Genomic DNA, 17,432 nt, shown 5'->3' on the forward strand with positions numbered 1-17,432 from the left:
AGCGCTCTTACCGGGCCGAAGCGAGTTGAGTGAAAGCGGAACCGAGCCACTGCTGCACACCACTCATGGTGGCGGCAGAGGTGTCGAGGAACGGCTGTGGATACACGCCCAGCAGGATCAGCAGCCCGGCAAGGCCGAGGACCATGATCAGCTCGCGACCGTCCATGCCGGCCAGCACGGTGTCGGCCTTGGCCGGGCCGAAGTAGGCGCGGTGGATCATGATCAGCGAGTACACCGAGCCGAACACCAGGCCGGTGGTGGCGATCACGGTGATCCACGGTACATGCACGAAGCTGCCGATCAGGATCAGGAACTCGCCGACGAAGTTGCCGGTGCCTGGCAGGCCCAGCGACGCCGCGGCGAAGAACAGGCTGATGGCCGGCAGGTAGGCGATGCGGTGCCACAGGCCGCCCATCTGGCGCATGTCACGGGTGTGCAGGCGCTCGTACAGCTGGCCGGACAGGATGAACAGCGCGGCAGCCGACAGGCCGTGGGCCAGCATCTGGATCACCGCGCCTTGCAGGGCTTGCTGGCTGCCGGAGTAGATACCGATCAGCACGAAGCCCATGTGCGAGACGCTGGAGAAGGCGATCAGGCGCTTGATGTCGGTCTGCGCGAAGGCCAGGAAGGCACCGTAGAAGATGCCGATCAGGCCCAGGGTCATGGCGATCGGCGCAAACTCGGCCGAGGCGTTCGGGAACAGCGGCAGGGCGAAGCGCAGCAGGCCGTAGGCCGCGGTCTTCAGCAAGATACCGGCCAGGTCCACGGAGCCTGCGGTCGGTGCCTGGGCGTGAGCGTCAGGCAGCCAGGAGTGGAACGGTACCACCGGCAACTTCACCGCGAAGGCGATGAAGAAGCCCAGCATCAGCAGGTACTCGGTACCGGCTGGCAGCTGTGCCTTGAGCAGGTCGCTGTAGTTGAAGGTGATCACGCCAGTGTTGCTGTAGTTGACCAGCACCAGGCCTAGGATCGCCACCAGCATGATCAGGCCGCTGGCCTGGGTGAAGATGAAGAACTTGGTCGCCGCGTAGATCCGGGTCTTCTTGCCGTCTGCCGAGCTGTGACCCCAGAGCGCGATGAGGAAGTACATCGGCACCAGCATCATTTCCCAGAAGAAGAAGAACAGGAACAGGTCCAGGGCCAGGAACACACCGACCACGCCGCCGAGGATCCACATCAGGTTGAGGTGGAAGAAGCCGACGTGGCGCTGGATCTCTTTCCAGGAGCACAGGACCGACAGCACGCCGAGCAGGCCGGTGAGCAGGATCATCAGCAGCGACAGGCCGTCGAGGGCCAGGTGGATGCTGATGCCGAAGCGCTGGATCCACTGGACTTTGTATTCCACCGCCCAGTGGGGTTCGGCGCCCGGGGCAGGGGCCAGGGTGTAGTCGCCGTGGGCCCACAGCCAGAGGCCGATGCCGAGCAGCAGGGACATGGTCAGCAGCGCGATCCAGCGCGGCAGGGTGGCGCCGAAGCGCTCACCCAGCCAGCACAGCAGGCCGCCGATGAAGGGGATCAGGATCAGCCAAGGCAAAATCATGACGGGTTGGTTTCCTTTCGCAGAGTCGCAAGGTTCGCAAAGTTCATGGTCATACCGCTGCCACTACCACAGCGCCGAGTACCAGCACTGCGCCAACGGCAATCGAAGCGGTGTACCAGCGCAGCTGGCCGGTCTCGGTCTTGCTCATGGCGACGTTGCCGCCGCGAGCCAGGCGAGGAATCAGGCCAATGCTGCGGTCAACCGGATCCTTGCGCAGGACGTGGCTGATCAGCAGGTAAGGTTTGACGAACAGCTTGTCGTAGATCCAGTCGAAGCCCCAGGCGGCGAACCACCAGGCCGACAGCACGCGACCGATGCCGCTGTTGGCCACGGCGCTGACGAAGCGGCGCTTGCCGAGGAACAGCAGGGCCGACAGCAGGATGCCAGCGATGGCGATGGCACCGGAGGTGATCTCCAACGCGTGCTTGGCTTCACCACCGGCATGGCCGGCGCTTTCCGGCAGCACACCGGCCAGTGGCGGGGTGATCCAGGCGCCGACGAAGGTCGACAGCACGATCAGCACGCCCAGCGGCAGCCAGTGGCTGATGCCGTGGCCAGCGTGGGCTTCGGTCTTGGCTTCGCCATGGAAGGCGATGAAGATCAGGCGGAAGGTGTACAGCGAGGTCATGAACGCGCCGACCAGGCCGGCGTACAGCAGGCCGGTGTTGCCGCTGGCGAAGGCTTCCCAGAGGATCTCGTCCTTGGAGTAGAAGCCCACGGTCACGATCGGCAGGGCTGCCAAGGCAGCGCCACCGACCACGAAGCTGGCGTAGGCCAGTGGCAGTTTCTTCCACAGGCCGCCCATCTTGAAGATGTTCTGCTCGTGGTGGCAGGCAACGATCACCGCACCGGAGGCAAGGAACAGCAGGGCCTTGAAGAAGGCGTGGGTCATCAGGTGGAAGATCGCCGCGTCCCAGGCGCCAACGCCCAGGGCCAGGAACATGTAGCCGATCTGGCTCATGGTCGAGTAGGCGAGGATACGCTTGATGTCGGTCTGTACCAGCGCGGCGAAGCCGGCCAGTACCAGGGTCACGCCACCCACCACACCCACCAGGTGCAGGATGTCCGGCGCCAGCAGGAACAGGCCGTTGGTACGGGCGATCAGGTACACGCCCGCGGTCACCATGGTTGCCGCGTGGATCAGTGCCGAAACCGGGGTCGGGCCTGCCATCGCATCGGCCAGCCAGGTCTGCAGCGGCAGCTGAGCCGACTTGCCGACCGCGCCACCGAGCAGCATCAGGGTTGCCAGTACCATCCAGGTGTCGCCAGCCTGGAACTTCTGCGGTGCCAGCACCAGCAGTTCCTGCACGTTCAGGGTACCCAGCTGAGCGAACAGGATGAACAGGCCGATGGCCATGAACACGTCGCCGATGCGGGTGACGATGAATGCCTTGAGTGCCGCGTTACCGTTGTTGCGGTTGCTGTAGTAGAAACCGATCAACAGGTACGAGCACAGGCCCACACCTTCCCAGCCGAAGTAGATGAACAGCAGGTTATCGCCGAGGATCAGGAACAGCATGCTGGCGATGAACAGGTTGGTGTACGAGAAGAAACGCGAGTAACCGGCTTCGCCACGCATGTACCAGGAGGCGAACAGGTGGATCAGGAAGCCGACACCGGTGACCACGCCGAGCATGGTGACCGACAGGCCGTCCAGGTACAGAGTGAAGTTCGGCGCGAAGCCGTCCACCGACATCCACTGCCACAGCAGCTGGCTGTACGCACCGCCCTCAGGCGGGGCGACGTTGAACTGCCAGATGACGTACGCGGCGGTGGCGGCCGACAGGCCCACCGAGCCGACGCCGATCAGGGCGGACAGGTTCTCCGAGAACCGCCCGCGCGAGAACGACAGCAGCAGGAAGCCGACGAGGGGGAAGACGAAAGTCAGGAAGAGAAGGTTCATCCGCGCATCTCACTGGCAGCATCGATGTCGAGAGTGTGGAAGCGGCGATACAGCTGCAGCAGGATCGCCAGGCCAATGCTGGCCTCGGCGGCTGCCAGGCTGATCACCAGAATGAACATCACCTGGCCGTCGGGCTGGACCCAACGGGCACCGGCGACGATAAACGCCAGGGCAGAGGCGTTCATCATGACTTCCAGGCTCATGAGCACGAAGAGGATGTTGCGGCGGACCATCAGGCCAACCAGACCTAAGCAGAACAGGATGCCGGCGACTGCCAGACCATGCTCGAGAGGGATAGCACCCATGATTTACTCCTTCGCCTCGTTGCGGCCCAGGTGGAAGGCGGTGACGGCTGCAGCCAGCAGCAGCATCGACGCCAGTTCGACCACCAGCAGGTACGGGCCGAACAGGCTGATACCCACTTCCTTAGGGCTGACAGTGGTACCGCTGATGGCCGCGCCGCTCGGCGAGACGAACAGCACGTACAGCAGCTCCAGCAGCAGCAGGGCGGCCAGGATCACCGGCCCCGCCCAGATGCCGGGCTTGAGCCAGCCCCGCTCCTGGGCGACCGAGGCCGGCCCGAGGTTGAGCATCATCACCACGAACACGAACAGCACCATGATGGCGCCGGCGTAGGCGATCACTTCCAGGGCGCCGGCGAACGGCGCACCCAGGGCGAAGAAGATCATCGCGACGGAAATCAGCGAGATGATCAAGTACAGCAAGGCGTGCACGGGGTTGGTGCCGGTCACCACCCGAAGGGTGGAGACCACGGCGATCCCGGATGCGAAGTAGAAAGCGAATTCCATCTTTCTGTCCTTATGGGAGCAAGCTCTTCACGTTGATCGGCTCGGCTTCGTTCTGTGCAGAGCCCTTCGGCTTGCCAGCGATCGCCATACCCGCAACACGGTAGAAGTTGTAGTCAGGGTTCTTGCCGGGGCCGGAGATCAGCAGATCTTCTTTCTCGTACACCAGGTCCTGACGCTTGAACTCGGCCATTTCGAAATCCGGAGTCAGCTGGATCGCGGTGGTCGGGCACGCTTCTTCACACAGGCCACAGAAGATGCAGCGCGAGAAGTTGATGCGGAAGAACTCCGGGTACCAGCGGCCGTCCTCGGTCTCGGCCTTCTGCAGCGAGATGCAGCCGACCGGGCAGGCCACCGCGCAGAGGTTGCACGCTACGCAGCGCTCCTCGCCATCGGGGTCGCGGGTGAGGACGATGCGGCCGCGGTAGCGCGGCGGCAGGTACACGGGTTCTTCGGGGTACTGCAGGGTGTCGCGCTTGCGGAACCCGTGGGAGAACACCATTGCCAGGCTGCGCAGCTGGGTGCCGGTGCCCTTAACGATGTCGCCGATATACTTGAACATGGGTCAAATCCTCACTGGGCCGCGACGGCTGGCGTGTTGTAGAGCACGATCGCAGCGGTCACCAGCAAATTGATCAGGGTCAGCGGCAGGCAGAACTTCCAGCTGAAGTCCATCACCTGGTCATAGCGTGGGCGCGGGATCGAGGCGCGCAGCAGGATGAACAGCATGATGAAGAACGCGGTCTTCAGGGCGAACCACGGGAACGACAGTTGCGGCAGGATGCCGAACGGGCCGTGCCAGCCGCCGAAGAACAGGGTCACCAGCAGCGCCGAGATGAGGATGATGCCGATGTACTCACCGACGAAGAACATGCCCCATTTCATGCCGGCATACTCGATGTGGTAGCCGTCGGCCAGTTCCTGTTCCGCTTCCGGCTGGTCGAACGGGTGACGGTGAGTCACGGCGACGCCAGCGATGAAGAAGGTGCAGAAGCCGAAGAACTGCGGAATGATGAACCACAGGTTCTGTGCCTGGTATTCAACGATGTCGCGCATGTTGAACGAACCCACCTGCACCACCACGCCCATCAGCGCCAGGCCCAGGAACACTTCGTACGACACGGTCTGTGCCGAGGCACGCAAGCTGCCCAGCAGGGCGTACTTGTTGTTCGACGACCAGCCGGCGAACAGCACCGCGTAGACCGACAGGCCGGCCATGGCGAAGAAGAACAGCAGGCCGATGTTCAGGTCGGCGACGCCCCACAGCGGGGTGATCGGGATCACGCAGAAGGCGATCAGCAGGGCACTCATGGCCACGACTGGTGCCAAGGTGAAGATCATGCGATCGACGAAGGGCGGGTTCCAGTCTTCCTTGAAGAACATCTTCAGCATGTCGGCAGCGATCTGGAACATGCCGAACGGGCCGACGCGGTTAGGACCGTAACGGTCCTGCCACCAGCCCAGCAGGCGCCGCTCGACGAAGCTGAGCAGCGCGCCGCAGACCACCACCGCGAGCAGGACCACGACGGCCCGGACCACGGTGAGGATCACATCGATCACTTCGGGGGTGAACCAGCTCATTGTGCTGCCTCCTGCAGACCTTCGACGGATGCACCGAAGATGGCCGGCGGGATGCCGGCCAGGCCTTTGGGCAGGGCAACCAGGCCAGCGCCCAGTTCTTCATTGATGCGCAGCGGCAGGCGCAGGGCCACACCGGCAACGTTCAGGCTCAGCAGGGCGCCGTCGTTGACACCCAGGCGGTCGGCTTCGGACTTGGCCAGGGCCACGTAGGCGGCCGGGATGCGCTCCTGCACCGGGGCGGCGCGCGAGGAGCTCTCTTCGCTGCCGAACAGGTGGAAGAACGGTACTGCAGTCCAGGTGCCACGGGCCGGGTTGAATGCGCCCGGGATGGCGTTGAACCAGTTCAGGCGATCGCCTTGCGGTTCGATCAGGCGCACGCCCGGGTCACCGGCACGCAGGTGGCCACCGACCTCGTCTTGGAACTTGTTCCAGGCCTGCGGCGAGTTCCAGCCCGGCGACCAGGCGAACGGCACCTGCTGGCGCGGTTCGGCCGACCCCGAGTAGCCTTCCATGGAGAAGGCGAACGCGGTGTCCTTGTCCTGCGGGGTACGCGGCTCGTGCACGCTGATGTTGGCGCGCATGGCGGTACGGCCGGAGTAGCGCAGCGGCTCACGGGCCAGTTTCATGCCCTTGATGCGGAACGCGGCGCTTGGTGCGGCATTGACGATGCCGGCCAGTTGCGGAGCGGCTTCGGCGCAGGCGCTGGTGACGTGGTCCAGCTGGGTCCAGTCGACCGGCTTGTTGAGCAGGGTGGCACGCAGGGCGTGCATCCAGCGCCAGCCTTCGTGAACCAGGATGCTGCTGTCCAGGTACTGCGGGTCGAACACCTGGAAGAAGCGCTGGGCGCGGCCTTCCTGGCTGACCAGGGTGCCGTCGCCTTCGGCGAAGGAGGCGGCCGGCAGCACCAGGTGGGCGCGGTCGACAGTGGCGGTCTTGGAGTGGTCGGCGACGATCACCACCTTGGCCGCGGCCAAGGCAGCATCGACCTTGGCGGCCGGTACGCGGGCGTACAGGTCGTTCTCCAGCACGACGATGGCGTCGGCCTTGCCGCTGATGACGGCGTCCAGTGCGGCATCCACCGACTCGCCACCCATCATGGCCATGCCGAGGCTGTTGGCCTCAGGCACCACCAGGCTCAGCGAACCGTTCTTCTCGCGCAGCTTCAGGGCCTTGGCGATGTTGGCGGCGGCTTCGATCAGCGCCGGGTCAGCCAGCGAGGTACCGGCAATCACCAGTGGGCGCTTGGCAGCGACCAGAGCATCGGCGATGCGCTGGGCCAGGGCCTTGGCTTCGTCGTCCAGGCCGGCGACTGCCGGTGCGCTCGGGTCGATGGCGTGGGCCACGGCGAAACCGATGCGGGCGAGGTCCGCCGGGGCGGCGTGCACGCATTCCTCGGCAACGTCGTCCAGCTTGGTTTCAGCCAGCGAGGCGATGAACAGCGGGTACAGCGCGTGCTGGCCGATGTTCTTCACGGCGGCGTCGAGCCACGGCTGAACCTTCATGGCTTCGGCCATGGCCTCGGCCTTGCCCTTGGTGGACTGGCGCACGGCCAGGGCAACGCGGGCAGCGGTCTGGGTCAGGTCTTCACCGAGCACGAACACGGCGTCGTGGTCTTCGATGTCGCGTAGGGTCGGCACTGGCAGCGGGCTGTTGTTCAGCACGTCCAGGGCCAGGCGCACGCGGGCCAGTTCGCCAGCTTCCATACCGGAGTAGAAGTAGTCGGCGCCGACCAGCTCACGCAGGCCGTAGTTGCTTTCGAGGCTGGCGCGTGGCGAGCCGATACCGACGATGGTGCGGCCGCGCAGCAGGTCGGCGGCCTTGTCCAGGGCAGCGTCCAGGCCCAGCTTGGTACCGTCGGCCAGGTGTGGCTGGCGTGGGCGGTCCTTGCGGTTGACGTAGCCGTAGCCGAAGCGGCCGCGGTCGCACAGGAAGTACTGGTTGACCGAACCGTTGAAGCGGTTCTCGATGCGACGCAGCTCGCCGTAGCGCTCGCCCGGGCTGATGTTGCAGCCGCTGGAGCAACCGTGGCAGATGCTCGGGGCGAACTGCATGTCCCACTTGCGGTTGTAGCGCTCGGAGTGGGTCTTGTCGGTGAACACGCCGGTCGGGCAGACCTCGGTCAGGTTGCCGGAAAACTCGCTCTCCAGCACGCCGTCTTCGACGCGGCCGAAGTACACGTTGTCGTGGGCGCCGTACACGCCCAGGTCGGTACCACCGGCATAGTCCTTGTAGTAGCGCACGCAGCGGTAGCAGGCGATGCAGCGGTTCATCTCATGGGCGATGAACGGGCCGAGGTCCTGGTTCTGGTGGGTACGCTTGGTGAAACGGTAGCGGCGCTCGTTGTGGCCGGTCATTACCGTCATGTCCTGCAGGTGGCAGTGACCGCCTTCCTCGCACACAGGGCAGTCGTGCGGGTGGTTGGTCATCAGCCATTCGACGACGCTGGCGCGGAACGCCTTGGACTCGTCATCGTCGATGGAAATCCAGGTGCCGTCGGAGGCAGGGGTCATGCAGGACATGACGATACGACCACGGGTGTCGTTCTCGTCGGTGTACTGCTTGACCGCACACTGCCGGCAGGCGCCGACGCTACCGAGCGCCGGGTGCCAGCAGAAATAAGGGATGTCGAGGCCGAGTGACAGACACGCCTGTAACAGGTTGTCCGCACCGTTGACTTCGAGCGCTTTGCCGTCTACGTGGATAGTGGCCATTGTTCAAAGTTCTTCGTTGGCCCGCGTGAGCGGGCGTGGCTAATGGAAATCGGTGAGCTTGCGACACGCCACGATCGACTCGGGCCTGCCGGCAAGCTGGCGAGTGGCACGGACCACCCGCCTAATCGTCTTGTTATGCGCCGACCACGATCGGCTTGGCCAAATTGGGGCGCAGGGTGTCTCCAGCAGACGCTTGCGCGACACCGGCCTCGAACTCGGACCGGAAGTACTTGATGGCACTGCCCAATGGCTCGACGGCACCCGGTGCGTGAGCACAGAAGGTACGGCCTGGGCCGAGGAAGTTGACCAAGCCCAGCAGCGTCTCGATGTCTTCGGCGCGGCCCTGGCCGTTCTCCAGCGCGCGCAGCATCTTCACGCTCCACGGCAGGCCGTCACGGCATGGGGTGCACCAGCCGCACGACTCGCGGGCAAAGAACTCTTCCATGTTGCGCAGCAGCGAGACCATGTTGACGCTGTCGTCGACCGCCATGGCCAAGCCGGTACCCATACGTGTGCCGACCTTGGCGATGCCACCGGCGTACATCTGTGCGTCGAGGTGCTCGGGCAGCAGGAAGCCGGTACCGGCGCCGCCTGGCTGCCAGCACTTGAGCTTGAAGCCGTCGCGCATGCCACCGGCGTAGTCTTCGAACAGCTCGCGAGCGGTGACGCCAAACGGCAGTTCCCACAGGCCCGGGTTCTTCACCTTGCCGGAGAAGCCCATCAGCTTGGTGCCGTGGTCTTCGCTGCCTTCACGGGCCAGCGACTTGTACCAGTCGTTGCCGTTGGCGACGATGGCCGGGACGTTGCACAGGGTTTCGACGTTGTTCACGCAAGTCGGCTTGCCCCAGACGCCAACGGCGGCAGGGAAGGGCGGCTTGGAGCGCGGGTTGGCGCGGCGGCCTTCCAGCGAGTTGATCAGTGCGGTTTCTTCACCGCAGATGTAGCGGCCGGCACCGGTGTGCACGAACAGCTCGAAATCAAAACCGCTGCCGAGGATGTTCTTGCCCAGCAGGCCGGCGGCCTTGGCTTCGTCGATGGCGCGGTTGAGGTTCTTCGCCGCGGTGGTGTATTCGCCACGCAGGAAGATGTAGCCACGGTAGGCCTTCAGGGCGCGGGCGCTGATCAGCATGCCCTCGACCAGCAGATGGGGCTGTTGCTCCATCAGCATGCGGTCCTTCCAGGTGTTCGGCTCCATTTCGTCCGCGTTGCACAGCAGGTAGCGGATGTTCATGGATTCGTCTTTGGGCATCAGGCCCCACTTCACGCCAGTGGGGAAGCCCGCGCCGCCACGGCCCTTGAGGCCGGAGTCCTTGACGCTCTGCACGATGTCGTCGGCGGACATCTGCGCCAGTGCCTTGCGGGCAGCGGCGTAGCCGTTCTTCGACTCGTACTCGGCCAGCCAGACCGGCTCGCCGTCATCACGCAGGCGCCAGGTCAGCGGGTGGGTTTCGGCCGTGCGCGCGATGCGGTTGGCCGGGCCGAAGGAAGTAATGGTCATACGTAACCCTCCAGCAGTTTGGAAACGCCAGCCGGCTGCACGTCACCGAAGGTGTCGTCGTCGATCATCAGCGCCGGGGCCTTGTCGCAGTTGCCCAGGCAGCACACCGGCAGCAGAGTGAAGCGGCCGTCGGCAGTGGTTTGACCGAGGCCGATGCCCAGCTCGCTCTGGATCTGGCTGACCACCGATTCGTGGCCGCCGATGTAGCAGACCATGCTGTCGCACACGCGGATGATGTGGCGGCCAACAGGCTGGCGGAAGATCTGGCTGTAGAAGGTGGCGACACCCTCGACGTCGCTGGCCGGGATGCCCAGCACTTCGCCGATGGCGTGGATGGCGCCGTCCGGCACCCAGCCACGTTCCTTCTGGACGATCTTCAGGGCTTCGATGGACGCCGCGCGCGGGTCCTCGTAGTGATGCATTTCGTGCTCGATGGCCGAGCGCTCGGTTTCGCTCAGGGCGAAACGGTCTGTCTGGATAAGCGTGCTGTTCATGCTTAGCGGTCCACGTCAGCCATAACGAAGTCGATACTGCCCAGGTACGCAATGAGGTCGGCGACCATGCTGCCTTTGATCACCGAAGGGATCTGCTGCAGGTGCGGGTAGCTCGGGGTACGGATCCGGGTGCGGTAGCTCATGGTGCCGCCATCGCTCGTCAGGTAGTAACTGTTGATGCCCTTGGTCGCCTCGATCATCTGGAATGACTCGTTGGCCGGCATGACCGGGCCCCACGAGACTTGCAGGAAGTGCGTGATCAGGGTCTCGATGTGCTGCAGGGTGCGCTCTTTCGGCGGCGGCGTGGTCAGCGGGTGGTCCGCCTTGTACGGGCCTTCCGGCATGTTGCGCAGGCACTGGTCGATGATGCGGATACTCTGGCGCATCTCCTCGACACGGACCATGCAGCGATCGTAGGCATCGCCGTTGTGGGCCAGCGGCACTTCGAACTCGAAGTTCTCGTAGCCGGAATAGGGGCGCGCTTTACGCAGGTCGAAGTCGCAACCGGTGGCACGCAGGCCGGCACCGGTGGTACCCCACTCCAGGGCTTCCTTGGTGTTGTACGCGGCAACGCCAATGGTACGGCCCTTGAGGATGCTGTTCTGCAGGGCGGCCTTGGTGTATTCGTCGAGGCGCTTGGGCAGCCATTCGACGAAGTCCTTGACCAGCTTGTCCCAACCGCGCGGCAGGTCGTGGGCGACGCCACCGATGCGGTACCAGGCCGGGTGCAGGCGGAAACCGGTGATCGCTTCAATCACGGTGTAGGCGCGCTGGCGGTCGGTGAAGGTGAAGAATACCGGGGTCATGGCGCCGACGTCCTGGATGTAGGTGCCCAGGAACAGCAGGTGGCTGGTGATACGGAAGAACTCGGCCAGCATGATGCGAATCACGTCGACCTTCTGCGGCACCTGGATGCCAGCCAGCTTCTCGACCGCGAGCACGTACGGCAGGTTGTTCATCACCCCGCCGAGGTAGTCGATACGGTCGGTGTAGGGGATGAAGCTGTGCCAGGACTGGCGCTCGGCCATTTTTTCGGCACCACGGTGGTGGTAGCCGATGTCCGGTACGCAGTCGACGATCTCTTCACCGTCCAGCTGCAGGACGATACGGAAGGCACCGTGGGCCGAAGGGTGGTTCGGGCCGAGGTTGAGGAACATGTAGTCCTCGTTGGCGCCCTGACGCTTCATGCCCCAGGCTTCCGGGTTGAAGCGCGCCGACTCCTCTTCAAGCTGCTGCTTGGCCAGGGTCAGGCTGTAGGGATCGAACTCGGTGGCACGGGCCGGGTAGTCCTTGCGCAGCGGGTGACCTTCCCAGGTCGGCGGCATCATGATGCGGCTCAGGTGCGGGTGGCCGGCAAAGTCGATGCCGAACATGTCCCAGACTTCCCGCTCGTACCAGTTGGCGTTTGGCCAGATGCCGGTCACGGTCGGCAGGTTCAGGTCGCCTTCGCTGAGCGACACCTTGATCATCACATCGCTGTTACGTTCGACCGACAGCAAGTGGTAGAAGACGCTGAAATCGGCAGCTGGCAGGCCGCGGCGCTGGGTGCGCAGGCGCTCGTCGACGCCGTGCAGGTCGTACAGCATGCTGTACGGTTTGGCCACGCCGCGCAGGAAGCTGAGCACTTCCTTGAGCTGGGCGCGCTTGACCCACAGCACGGGCATGCCGGTGCGGGTTTCCTGGGCGACGAATGCGTCGGCGCCAAAACGGTTGTGCAGTTCGACGACCACATCCTGGTCGTCAGCCTTGTAGGGCGGAATGAAAATAGCGTTGTCCGCTGTCATGGTCTCGGTCGCTTTGGGTCAGCGTTAAGAATGAAGCCAGGCCGCCGGCTCCATTGGGAGCTGGCGGCAGGTCGCTGGATCAGACTTCGTCGGGGCTGCGCAGGTTGGTTACCGCAATGCGCTGTTCGCGACGCAGGTCTTTCTGGGCTGGCATCTCGGCACGGTAGATGCCTTGATCACCAACCACCCAGGAAAGCGGGCGTCGTTCTTGGCCGATCGACTCCTGCAGCAGCATCAAGCCTTGCAGGAAAGCCTCAGGGCGTGGCGGGCAGCCAGGCACGTAGACGTCCACGGGGAGGAACTTGTCGACCCCCTGAACGACCGAGTAGATGTCGTACATGCCACCGGAGTTGGCGCACGAACCCATGGAGATGACCCACTTCGGCTCGAGCATCTGCTCGTACAGGCGCTGGATGATCGGCGCCATTTTGACGAAGCAGGTACCGGCGATGACCATGAAGTCGGCCTGACGCGGCGATGCCCGGATGACTTCGGCGCCGAAGCGGGCGATGTCGTGGGGCGCCGTGAAGGCCGTGGTCATTTCCACGTAGCAGCAGGACAGGCCGAAGTTATACGGCCAGAGGGAGTTCTTGCGACCCCAGTTGACCGCGCCACGCAGTACATCTTCGAGTTTCCCCATGTAGATGTTCTTGTGGACCTGGTCCTCGAGCAGCTGGTCGGTGACGGTTTCCCGATCACCTACCGGGTATTGCTCGTTGGGCGCATCCGGATCGATTCTGGTGAGATTGTATTGCATTGCCAAAGCCTCATTGTTTCAGCTTCGCTTGCCGCTTGCGGCGACCTTCGGGTGCCCAGTCAAGAGCTCCGACGCGCCATAGGTAGACAAGACCAGCCAACAGAATTGCTATGAAAACGAGTGCTTCGACGAATCCGGTCCAGCCGCTTTCGCGGACGGACACAGACCATGCATACAGGAAGAGGGCTTCGATATCGAAGATCACGAACAGCATCGCGACCAGATAGAATTTGGCGGACAGGCGCAGGCGGGCGCTGCCGACGGGCAGCATGCCGGATTCGAAGGGTTCGTTCTTGGCGCGGCCCCAGGCCTTGCTACCGAGCAGGCTGGAGAGACCGAGCATGAAGGCACACAGGCCGACGACACCCAAAAGGAAGATGGCAAAGCCCCAGTTGTGGGCGATGAGTCCTGCCGAATCGGACATGCTAGAGATCCTTATACAGAGACCCAGCTCTGCAGTCTGAAATAAGTAGAGCGGCGACGTGGTGTCGCAGGTGCAGTGACCAAATGTCGCAGCTGAATCAATCGGGCTGATTTTATGGGTAAACCCGATGCAAGTAAAATTTCCGTTGCAAATTTATTCGTAGGATTTAGAACAAAACCCGCGCCTAACTGGCTGAAAGCCTTGAGATTCGGGCATTGCATGCGGTTTTGTTAATTATGTTTCTTGCCAGTGGTAACGAATTACAATTTTAGTAATGATAATTAATAGCATTTGACCTGATCCCATCTAATTGGGCTTTTCTGCACCTTGTAAAGTTCATCTGCAGATCCCCCTACTTGTAAATGCGAAAGACTCGTGTTCTAGCAGCTTCCGATGCCGCGCGCACCGCTCTGGGTCAATACTTTATCGGTTGGGGCATGACGGACTGACGAAGCGATGGCCCACTGGCCAAGCCAGTAGGCGAGGATGATCAGGTACGGCGCGGCAGCGAACGGGCTGACGAAACGGTCGATGCCGATCAGGCTGTCGGAGAAAACGAACAGGCAGGCGCCCAATGCGGCAACACCGCCGCAGGCCAGCGAGCGCCAGAGCATGGCGCTGATGGCCAGTGCGTAAAGCGCGACCGGGGCCAGCAGCGGGCCAAGGCCGTGGTTGGCCAGCACGCTGAACAGGGTGATGCCGGTGATGGCGCTCAATAGCAGTGCGGGCAGGGCGGGGCGGATGGTCTTGCCGCAATAGGCACGCAGGTAGGCCAGGTGGGCGCAAAGGAACGCGGCCAGGCCGAACACGAAGAGGTCGGCTGGGATGGCCAGGAGGATGTCGCCCAGTACCGAGAACGCCAGGCCGATGGTGATCCAGCGGCGATAGGGTGTCACGGGGGCGGTGTATAGCCAGGCCATCAATGTCATGACCGGGATGGGCTTGGCCAACAGGCCGAGCAGCGCGTTGTCGCTGGCCACTGCATATAGATAGAGGGCGGCGGCGGCCAGGGCGAGCATCATCAGGTGGCTTGGACGGGGCATGGGCGGGCCTTGCTGCTGGGCTGCCACAAGCATAGCTCTGATCCTGGGTTTTGCGTCGGCCTGTATTTGCCCTGCGAAGAGGCCGGTACAGATAAAAGAAAGGCCCGGGGCTTTCGCAAGCCACGGGCCTCTGTCAGTAACCCACTATCAGTGGAACTGCTCTTCCTCGGTCGAACCGGTCAGTGCAGTCACCGACGAAGCGCCACCCTGGATCACGGTGGTCATGTCGTCGAAGTAGCCGGTGCCGACTTCCTGCTGGTGCGCCACGAAGGTGTAGCCCTTGCTGGCGTCGGCGAATTCCTGCTCCTGCAGCTTCACGTAGGCAGTCATGTCGTTGCGGGCGTAGTCGTGCGCCAGGTTGAACATGCCGTGCCACATGTTGTGGATACCTGCCAGGGTGATGAACTGGTGCTTGTAGCCCATGGCCGACAGCTCGCGCTGGAATTTGGCGATGGTCGCGTCGTCCAGGTTCTTCTTCCAGTTGAAGGAAGGCGAGCAGTTGTAGGACAGGATCTGGTCCGGATATTCCTTCTTGATGGCTTCGGCGAAGCGACGGGCTTCGTCCAGGTCCGGCTTGGCGGTCTCGCACCAGATCAGGTCGGCGTATGGGGCGTAGGCCAGGCCACGGGCGATGGCCTGGTCGAGGCCGGCACGCACCTTGTAGAAGCCTTCACGGGTACGCTCGCCGATCACGAATGGCTGGTCGTACGGGTCGCAGTCGCTGGTCAGCAGGTCGGCGGCGTTGGCGTCGGTACGGGCCAGGATGATGGTCGGCACGCCCGATACGTCGGCAGCCAGGCGCGCAGCCACCAGCTTCTGTACGGCTTCCTGGGTCGGTACCAATACCTTGCCACCCATGTGGCCGCATTTTTTCACCGAGGCCAGCTGGTCTTCGAAGTGCACGCCGGCGGCGCCCGCTTCGATCATGTTCTTCATCAGTTCGTAGGCGTTCAGCACGCCGCCGAAACCGGCTTCGGCGTCGGCCACGATCGGCGCGAAGTAGTCGATGTAGCCGTCGTCACCGGGGTTCTTGCCGGCTTTCCACTGGATCTGGTCGGCGCGGCGGAACGCGTTGTTGATGCGCTTGACCACGGTCGGTACCGAGTCGACCGGGTACAGCGACTGGTCAGGGTACATGGACTCGGCCGAGTTGTTGTCGGCGGCAACCTGCCAGCCAGACAGGTAGATGGCCTGGATGCCGGCCTTGACCTGCTGCACTGCCTGGCCGCCGGTCAGGGCGCCCATGCAGTTGACGAAATCTTTTTCTGGGCGGAAGGATGGGTGGGCACCTTCGGTGACCAGCTTCCACAGTTTTTCTGCACCCTGGCGGGCAAAGGTGTGCTCAGGTTGCACGGAGCCACGCAGGCGAACGACATCGGCGGCGGTGTAGGTACGGGTCACGCCTTTCCAGCGCGGGTTCTCGGCCCAGTCTTTCTCGAGGGCTGCAATTTGCTGTTCGCGTGTCAGTGCCATGGAAATAAACCTCGTCGCATCGATCTTGGGTTAATTGTGCTGATGCTCGGGGCTGATCAGGGACCTGGCGGCTGTCCTGTCCGGAGGAGTGCGGCGGCGAACGCGAAGGCTCGAAGGGGAAGGAGGTGCAGGTCAGGCGCAGGTGTGCTCCGGCAGGTCGGCTCGTGGTTGCCTTGCTGCGGTGCTACGCGATTGCCATTACTGCGGTGATTCGCTTCCGTCCCTCGGGACAACTTCTTCGTTGCAGTCGCAATCCCGTCGAACCGCCTTGTGGGCCGTATAGACACGAGGTGCCTCCAGGGGTGGCAGGAGTACGCCTCGAAGGCCCTTGCCAGGGCCCCTGATTAGCGGGAGCGAGGCCATCATGCCTTTGGGAAAAAGACCCTGTCAACGGTTTTGTAGTGCTTTTTTCTACTTACTACATCTTTGGTCTAGTGCGACCTGGCGGTCAGTTTCAAGGCCTTTGGTCGAGGCCTTGAATTGCCTGGGTTCAGTCCAGAAGGTCGACTTTGACGCGCAAAGTCATGTTTTCACCCCGTTGCGTGCTGTAAGTGCGGCTTGACGGGTTGCGATCGGCTTGGCTCTGCTGGTTGTAGCCGGCCAGAGTGATCCACTCGCCGAGCCTCCCGCTGATTGTCGTGTCGGTACTTTGCACTTTCACTACATCGGCACGTTCCTGGCTCATTCGGTCATCATTGGTGCTTATTTGCAGACGAACCGTATCGCCGCTCAGGCTCGGCGTGACGTAGAAACCCTGGGTCACATTGCGGTATTCGGTGTTGCTCTGGATGCGCCCGTAGCCGTCGGTGCTGGTGCTGGTGATCGGGATGCTCTGGCCAATCTGGATCAGCGCGGGTTGGCCTTCGCTGGCCTGGATTTGCTGCAAACCGCCGTTGCGGTTGCTGGTGCCGTAGCGGATGACCTGGCCATTGCCGCGGTTGTCCTGATAGTTGCTGTCATTGTTGTCGACGCTGATCAGCAGGCGTTTGGGGGCTGTGTCCAGCTGTTGCAGCAGGGCGCGCAGGTCGTCGATGCGTTCGGGGCTGGCATTGACGATCAGCTTGTTCTCGAAGGCGCTGACCGTGCCGTCGCGGCCGATCAAGGCCTGGGCGGCAGGCAGCAGTTCGGCGCTGCTGCGATGCTGCAGGGGCACCACCTCGGTGGCGGCCTGGGCGGTGAGGCTGGCGGCCAGCAACAGGGCAGTGATGAGGGGGCGTAGCGGCATGTCCATGATCTCCGCAGGTGGAATCAACATGATGGCAAATTTGTCAGGAGTTTGTCGTGCTACGGCCTTTATCCTCAATTATCCGGCGAACTATAAATTATAGTCCGACGGATATTTGAGGATAAAAGCCGGGGCTCGCGGTGGCCGCTGTCAGACAAATTCCGTAACATCGCGCCCCTTGTTTTTCCGTACC

Annotated in this window: 15 protein-coding genes; all 15 read right to left on the bottom strand. The window is 63.1% G+C overall.

What is annotated here, in order from left to right; translation table 11 throughout:
* Window positions 1-7 precede the first annotated feature (7 nt).
* Window positions 8-1,540 (bottom strand): NADH-quinone oxidoreductase subunit M, encoded by a 1,533-nt coding sequence (gene nuoM, locus ACOKS3_RS09590; protein ID WP_103446705.1) that lies wholly within the window; start codon window positions 1,538-1,540, stop codon window positions 8-10.
* Between the two features lie 49 nt (window positions 1,541-1,589).
* On the bottom strand, window positions 1,590-3,443 hold the full coding sequence (nuoL, locus tag ACOKS3_RS09595) for an NADH-quinone oxidoreductase subunit L (protein WP_103446706.1): 1,854 nt from the start codon (window positions 3,441-3,443) through the stop codon (window positions 1,590-1,592).
* Window positions 3,440-3,748 carry an NADH-quinone oxidoreductase subunit NuoK gene (nuoK, locus tag ACOKS3_RS09600; protein WP_008096201.1) on the bottom strand — a complete coding sequence of 103 codons (309 nt, stop codon included), beginning with the start codon at window positions 3,746-3,748 and terminating at the stop codon, window positions 3,440-3,442. The genes nuoL and nuoK overlap by 4 nt, the downstream gene beginning before the upstream one ends.
* 3 nt (window positions 3,749-3,751) lie before the next feature.
* Window positions 3,752-4,252, bottom strand: a complete 501-nt coding sequence (nuoJ, locus tag ACOKS3_RS09605; RefSeq protein WP_027920603.1) for an NADH-quinone oxidoreductase subunit J — start codon at window positions 4,250-4,252, stop codon at window positions 3,752-3,754.
* A gap of 10 nt (window positions 4,253-4,262) precedes the next feature.
* Complete coding sequence (gene nuoI, locus ACOKS3_RS09610; RefSeq protein ID WP_003251442.1) at window positions 4,263-4,811, bottom strand: NADH-quinone oxidoreductase subunit NuoI; 549 nt, start codon at window positions 4,809-4,811, stop codon at window positions 4,263-4,265.
* Between the two features lie 11 nt (window positions 4,812-4,822).
* On the bottom strand, window positions 4,823-5,830 hold the full coding sequence (gene nuoH, locus ACOKS3_RS09615; RefSeq protein ID WP_422764618.1) for an NADH-quinone oxidoreductase subunit NuoH: 1,008 nt from the start codon (window positions 5,828-5,830) through the stop codon (window positions 4,823-4,825).
* Complete coding sequence (nuoG, locus tag ACOKS3_RS09620) at window positions 5,827-8,541, bottom strand: NADH-quinone oxidoreductase subunit NuoG (RefSeq protein WP_103446707.1); 2,715 nt, start codon at window positions 8,539-8,541, stop codon at window positions 5,827-5,829. The genes nuoH and nuoG overlap by 4 nt, the downstream gene beginning before the upstream one ends.
* A gap of 133 nt (window positions 8,542-8,674) precedes the next feature.
* Window positions 8,675-10,039: an NADH-quinone oxidoreductase subunit NuoF gene (gene nuoF, locus ACOKS3_RS09625; RefSeq protein WP_422764619.1), complete on the bottom strand. Its 1,365-nt coding sequence runs from the start codon at window positions 10,037-10,039 to the stop codon at window positions 8,675-8,677.
* Window positions 10,036-10,533: an NADH-quinone oxidoreductase subunit NuoE gene (gene nuoE / locus ACOKS3_RS09630; protein ID WP_003251433.1), complete on the bottom strand. Its 498-nt coding sequence runs from the start codon at window positions 10,531-10,533 to the stop codon at window positions 10,036-10,038. Before nuoE ends, nuoF begins: the two co-directional genes overlap by 4 nt.
* 2 nt (window positions 10,534-10,535) lie before the next feature.
* Window positions 10,536-12,317, bottom strand: coding sequence for an NADH-quinone oxidoreductase subunit C/D (nuoC, locus tag ACOKS3_RS09635; RefSeq protein WP_027920599.1), 1,782 nt, complete (start codon window positions 12,315-12,317; stop codon window positions 10,536-10,538).
* A gap of 79 nt (window positions 12,318-12,396) precedes the next feature.
* Complete coding sequence (locus ACOKS3_RS09640; protein ID WP_029614113.1) at window positions 12,397-13,074, bottom strand: NuoB/complex I 20 kDa subunit family protein; 678 nt, start codon at window positions 13,072-13,074, stop codon at window positions 12,397-12,399.
* A gap of 10 nt (window positions 13,075-13,084) precedes the next feature.
* Window positions 13,085-13,498 (bottom strand): NADH-quinone oxidoreductase subunit A, encoded by a 414-nt coding sequence (locus ACOKS3_RS09645; RefSeq protein WP_011534614.1) that lies wholly within the window; start codon window positions 13,496-13,498, stop codon window positions 13,085-13,087.
* Between the two features lie 380 nt (window positions 13,499-13,878).
* A complete protein-coding gene (locus ACOKS3_RS09650; RefSeq protein WP_422764620.1) occupies window positions 13,879-14,541 on the bottom strand; it encodes a lysoplasmalogenase in 663 nt (220 codons plus the stop codon).
* 147 nt (window positions 14,542-14,688) lie between these two features.
* Window positions 14,689-16,014 (bottom strand): isocitrate lyase, encoded by a 1,326-nt coding sequence (aceA, locus tag ACOKS3_RS09655; protein WP_054913919.1) that lies wholly within the window; start codon window positions 16,012-16,014, stop codon window positions 14,689-14,691.
* A 490-nt stretch (window positions 16,015-16,504) separates the two neighbouring features.
* Window positions 16,505-17,239, bottom strand: a complete 735-nt coding sequence (locus ACOKS3_RS09660) for a secretin N-terminal domain-containing protein (RefSeq protein ID WP_103448228.1) — start codon at window positions 17,237-17,239, stop codon at window positions 16,505-16,507.
* Between the last annotated feature and the right edge of the window lie 193 nt (window positions 17,240-17,432).

The sequence above is a fragment of the Pseudomonas sp. HS6-2 genome, from assembly GCF_049325675.2.
In the GTDB taxonomy this organism is placed as follows: Bacteria; Pseudomonadota; Gammaproteobacteria; order Pseudomonadales; family Pseudomonadaceae; genus Aquipseudomonas; species Aquipseudomonas putida_N.

Coding starts and splice junctions, on each gene's coding strand:
- nuoM (WP_103446705.1), bottom strand. CDS start 1,540: ATGATTTTGCCTTGGCTGATCCTGATCCCCTTCATCGGCGGCCTGCTG.
- aceA (WP_054913919.1), bottom strand. CDS start 16,014: ATGGCACTGACACGCGAACAGCAAATTGCAGCCCTCGAGAAAGACTGG.
- ACOKS3_RS09640 (WP_029614113.1), bottom strand. CDS start 13,074: ATGCAATACAATCTCACCAGAATCGATCCGGATGCGCCCAACGAGCAA.
- nuoH (WP_422764618.1), bottom strand. CDS start 5,830: ATGAGCTGGTTCACCCCCGAAGTGATCGATGTGATCCTCACCGTGGTC.
- nuoG (WP_103446707.1), bottom strand. CDS start 8,541: ATGGCCACTATCCACGTAGACGGCAAAGCGCTCGAAGTCAACGGTGCG.
- nuoF (WP_422764619.1), bottom strand. CDS start 10,039: ATGACCATTACTTCCTTCGGCCCGGCCAACCGCATCGCGCGCACGGCC.
- nuoE (WP_003251433.1), bottom strand. CDS start 10,533: ATGAACAGCACGCTTATCCAGACAGACCGTTTCGCCCTGAGCGAAACC.
- nuoJ (WP_027920603.1), bottom strand. CDS start 4,252: ATGGAATTCGCTTTCTACTTCGCATCCGGGATCGCCGTGGTCTCCACC.
- nuoI (WP_003251442.1), bottom strand. CDS start 4,811: ATGTTCAAGTATATCGGCGACATCGTTAAGGGCACCGGCACCCAGCTG.
- ACOKS3_RS09650 (WP_422764620.1), bottom strand. CDS start 14,541: ATGCCCCGTCCAAGCCACCTGATGATGCTCGCCCTGGCCGCCGCCGCC.
- nuoK (WP_008096201.1), bottom strand. CDS start 3,748: ATGGGTGCTATCCCTCTCGAGCATGGTCTGGCAGTCGCCGGCATCCTG.
- nuoC (WP_027920599.1), bottom strand. CDS start 12,317: ATGACAGCGGACAACGCTATTTTCATTCCGCCCTACAAGGCTGACGAC.
- nuoL (WP_103446706.1), bottom strand. CDS start 3,443: ATGAACCTTCTCTTCCTGACTTTCGTCTTCCCCCTCGTCGGCTTCCTG.
- ACOKS3_RS09645 (WP_011534614.1), bottom strand. CDS start 13,498: ATGTCCGATTCGGCAGGACTCATCGCCCACAACTGGGGCTTTGCCATC.
- ACOKS3_RS09660 (WP_103448228.1), bottom strand. CDS start 17,239: ATGCCGCTACGCCCCCTCATCACTGCCCTGTTGCTGGCCGCCAGCCTC.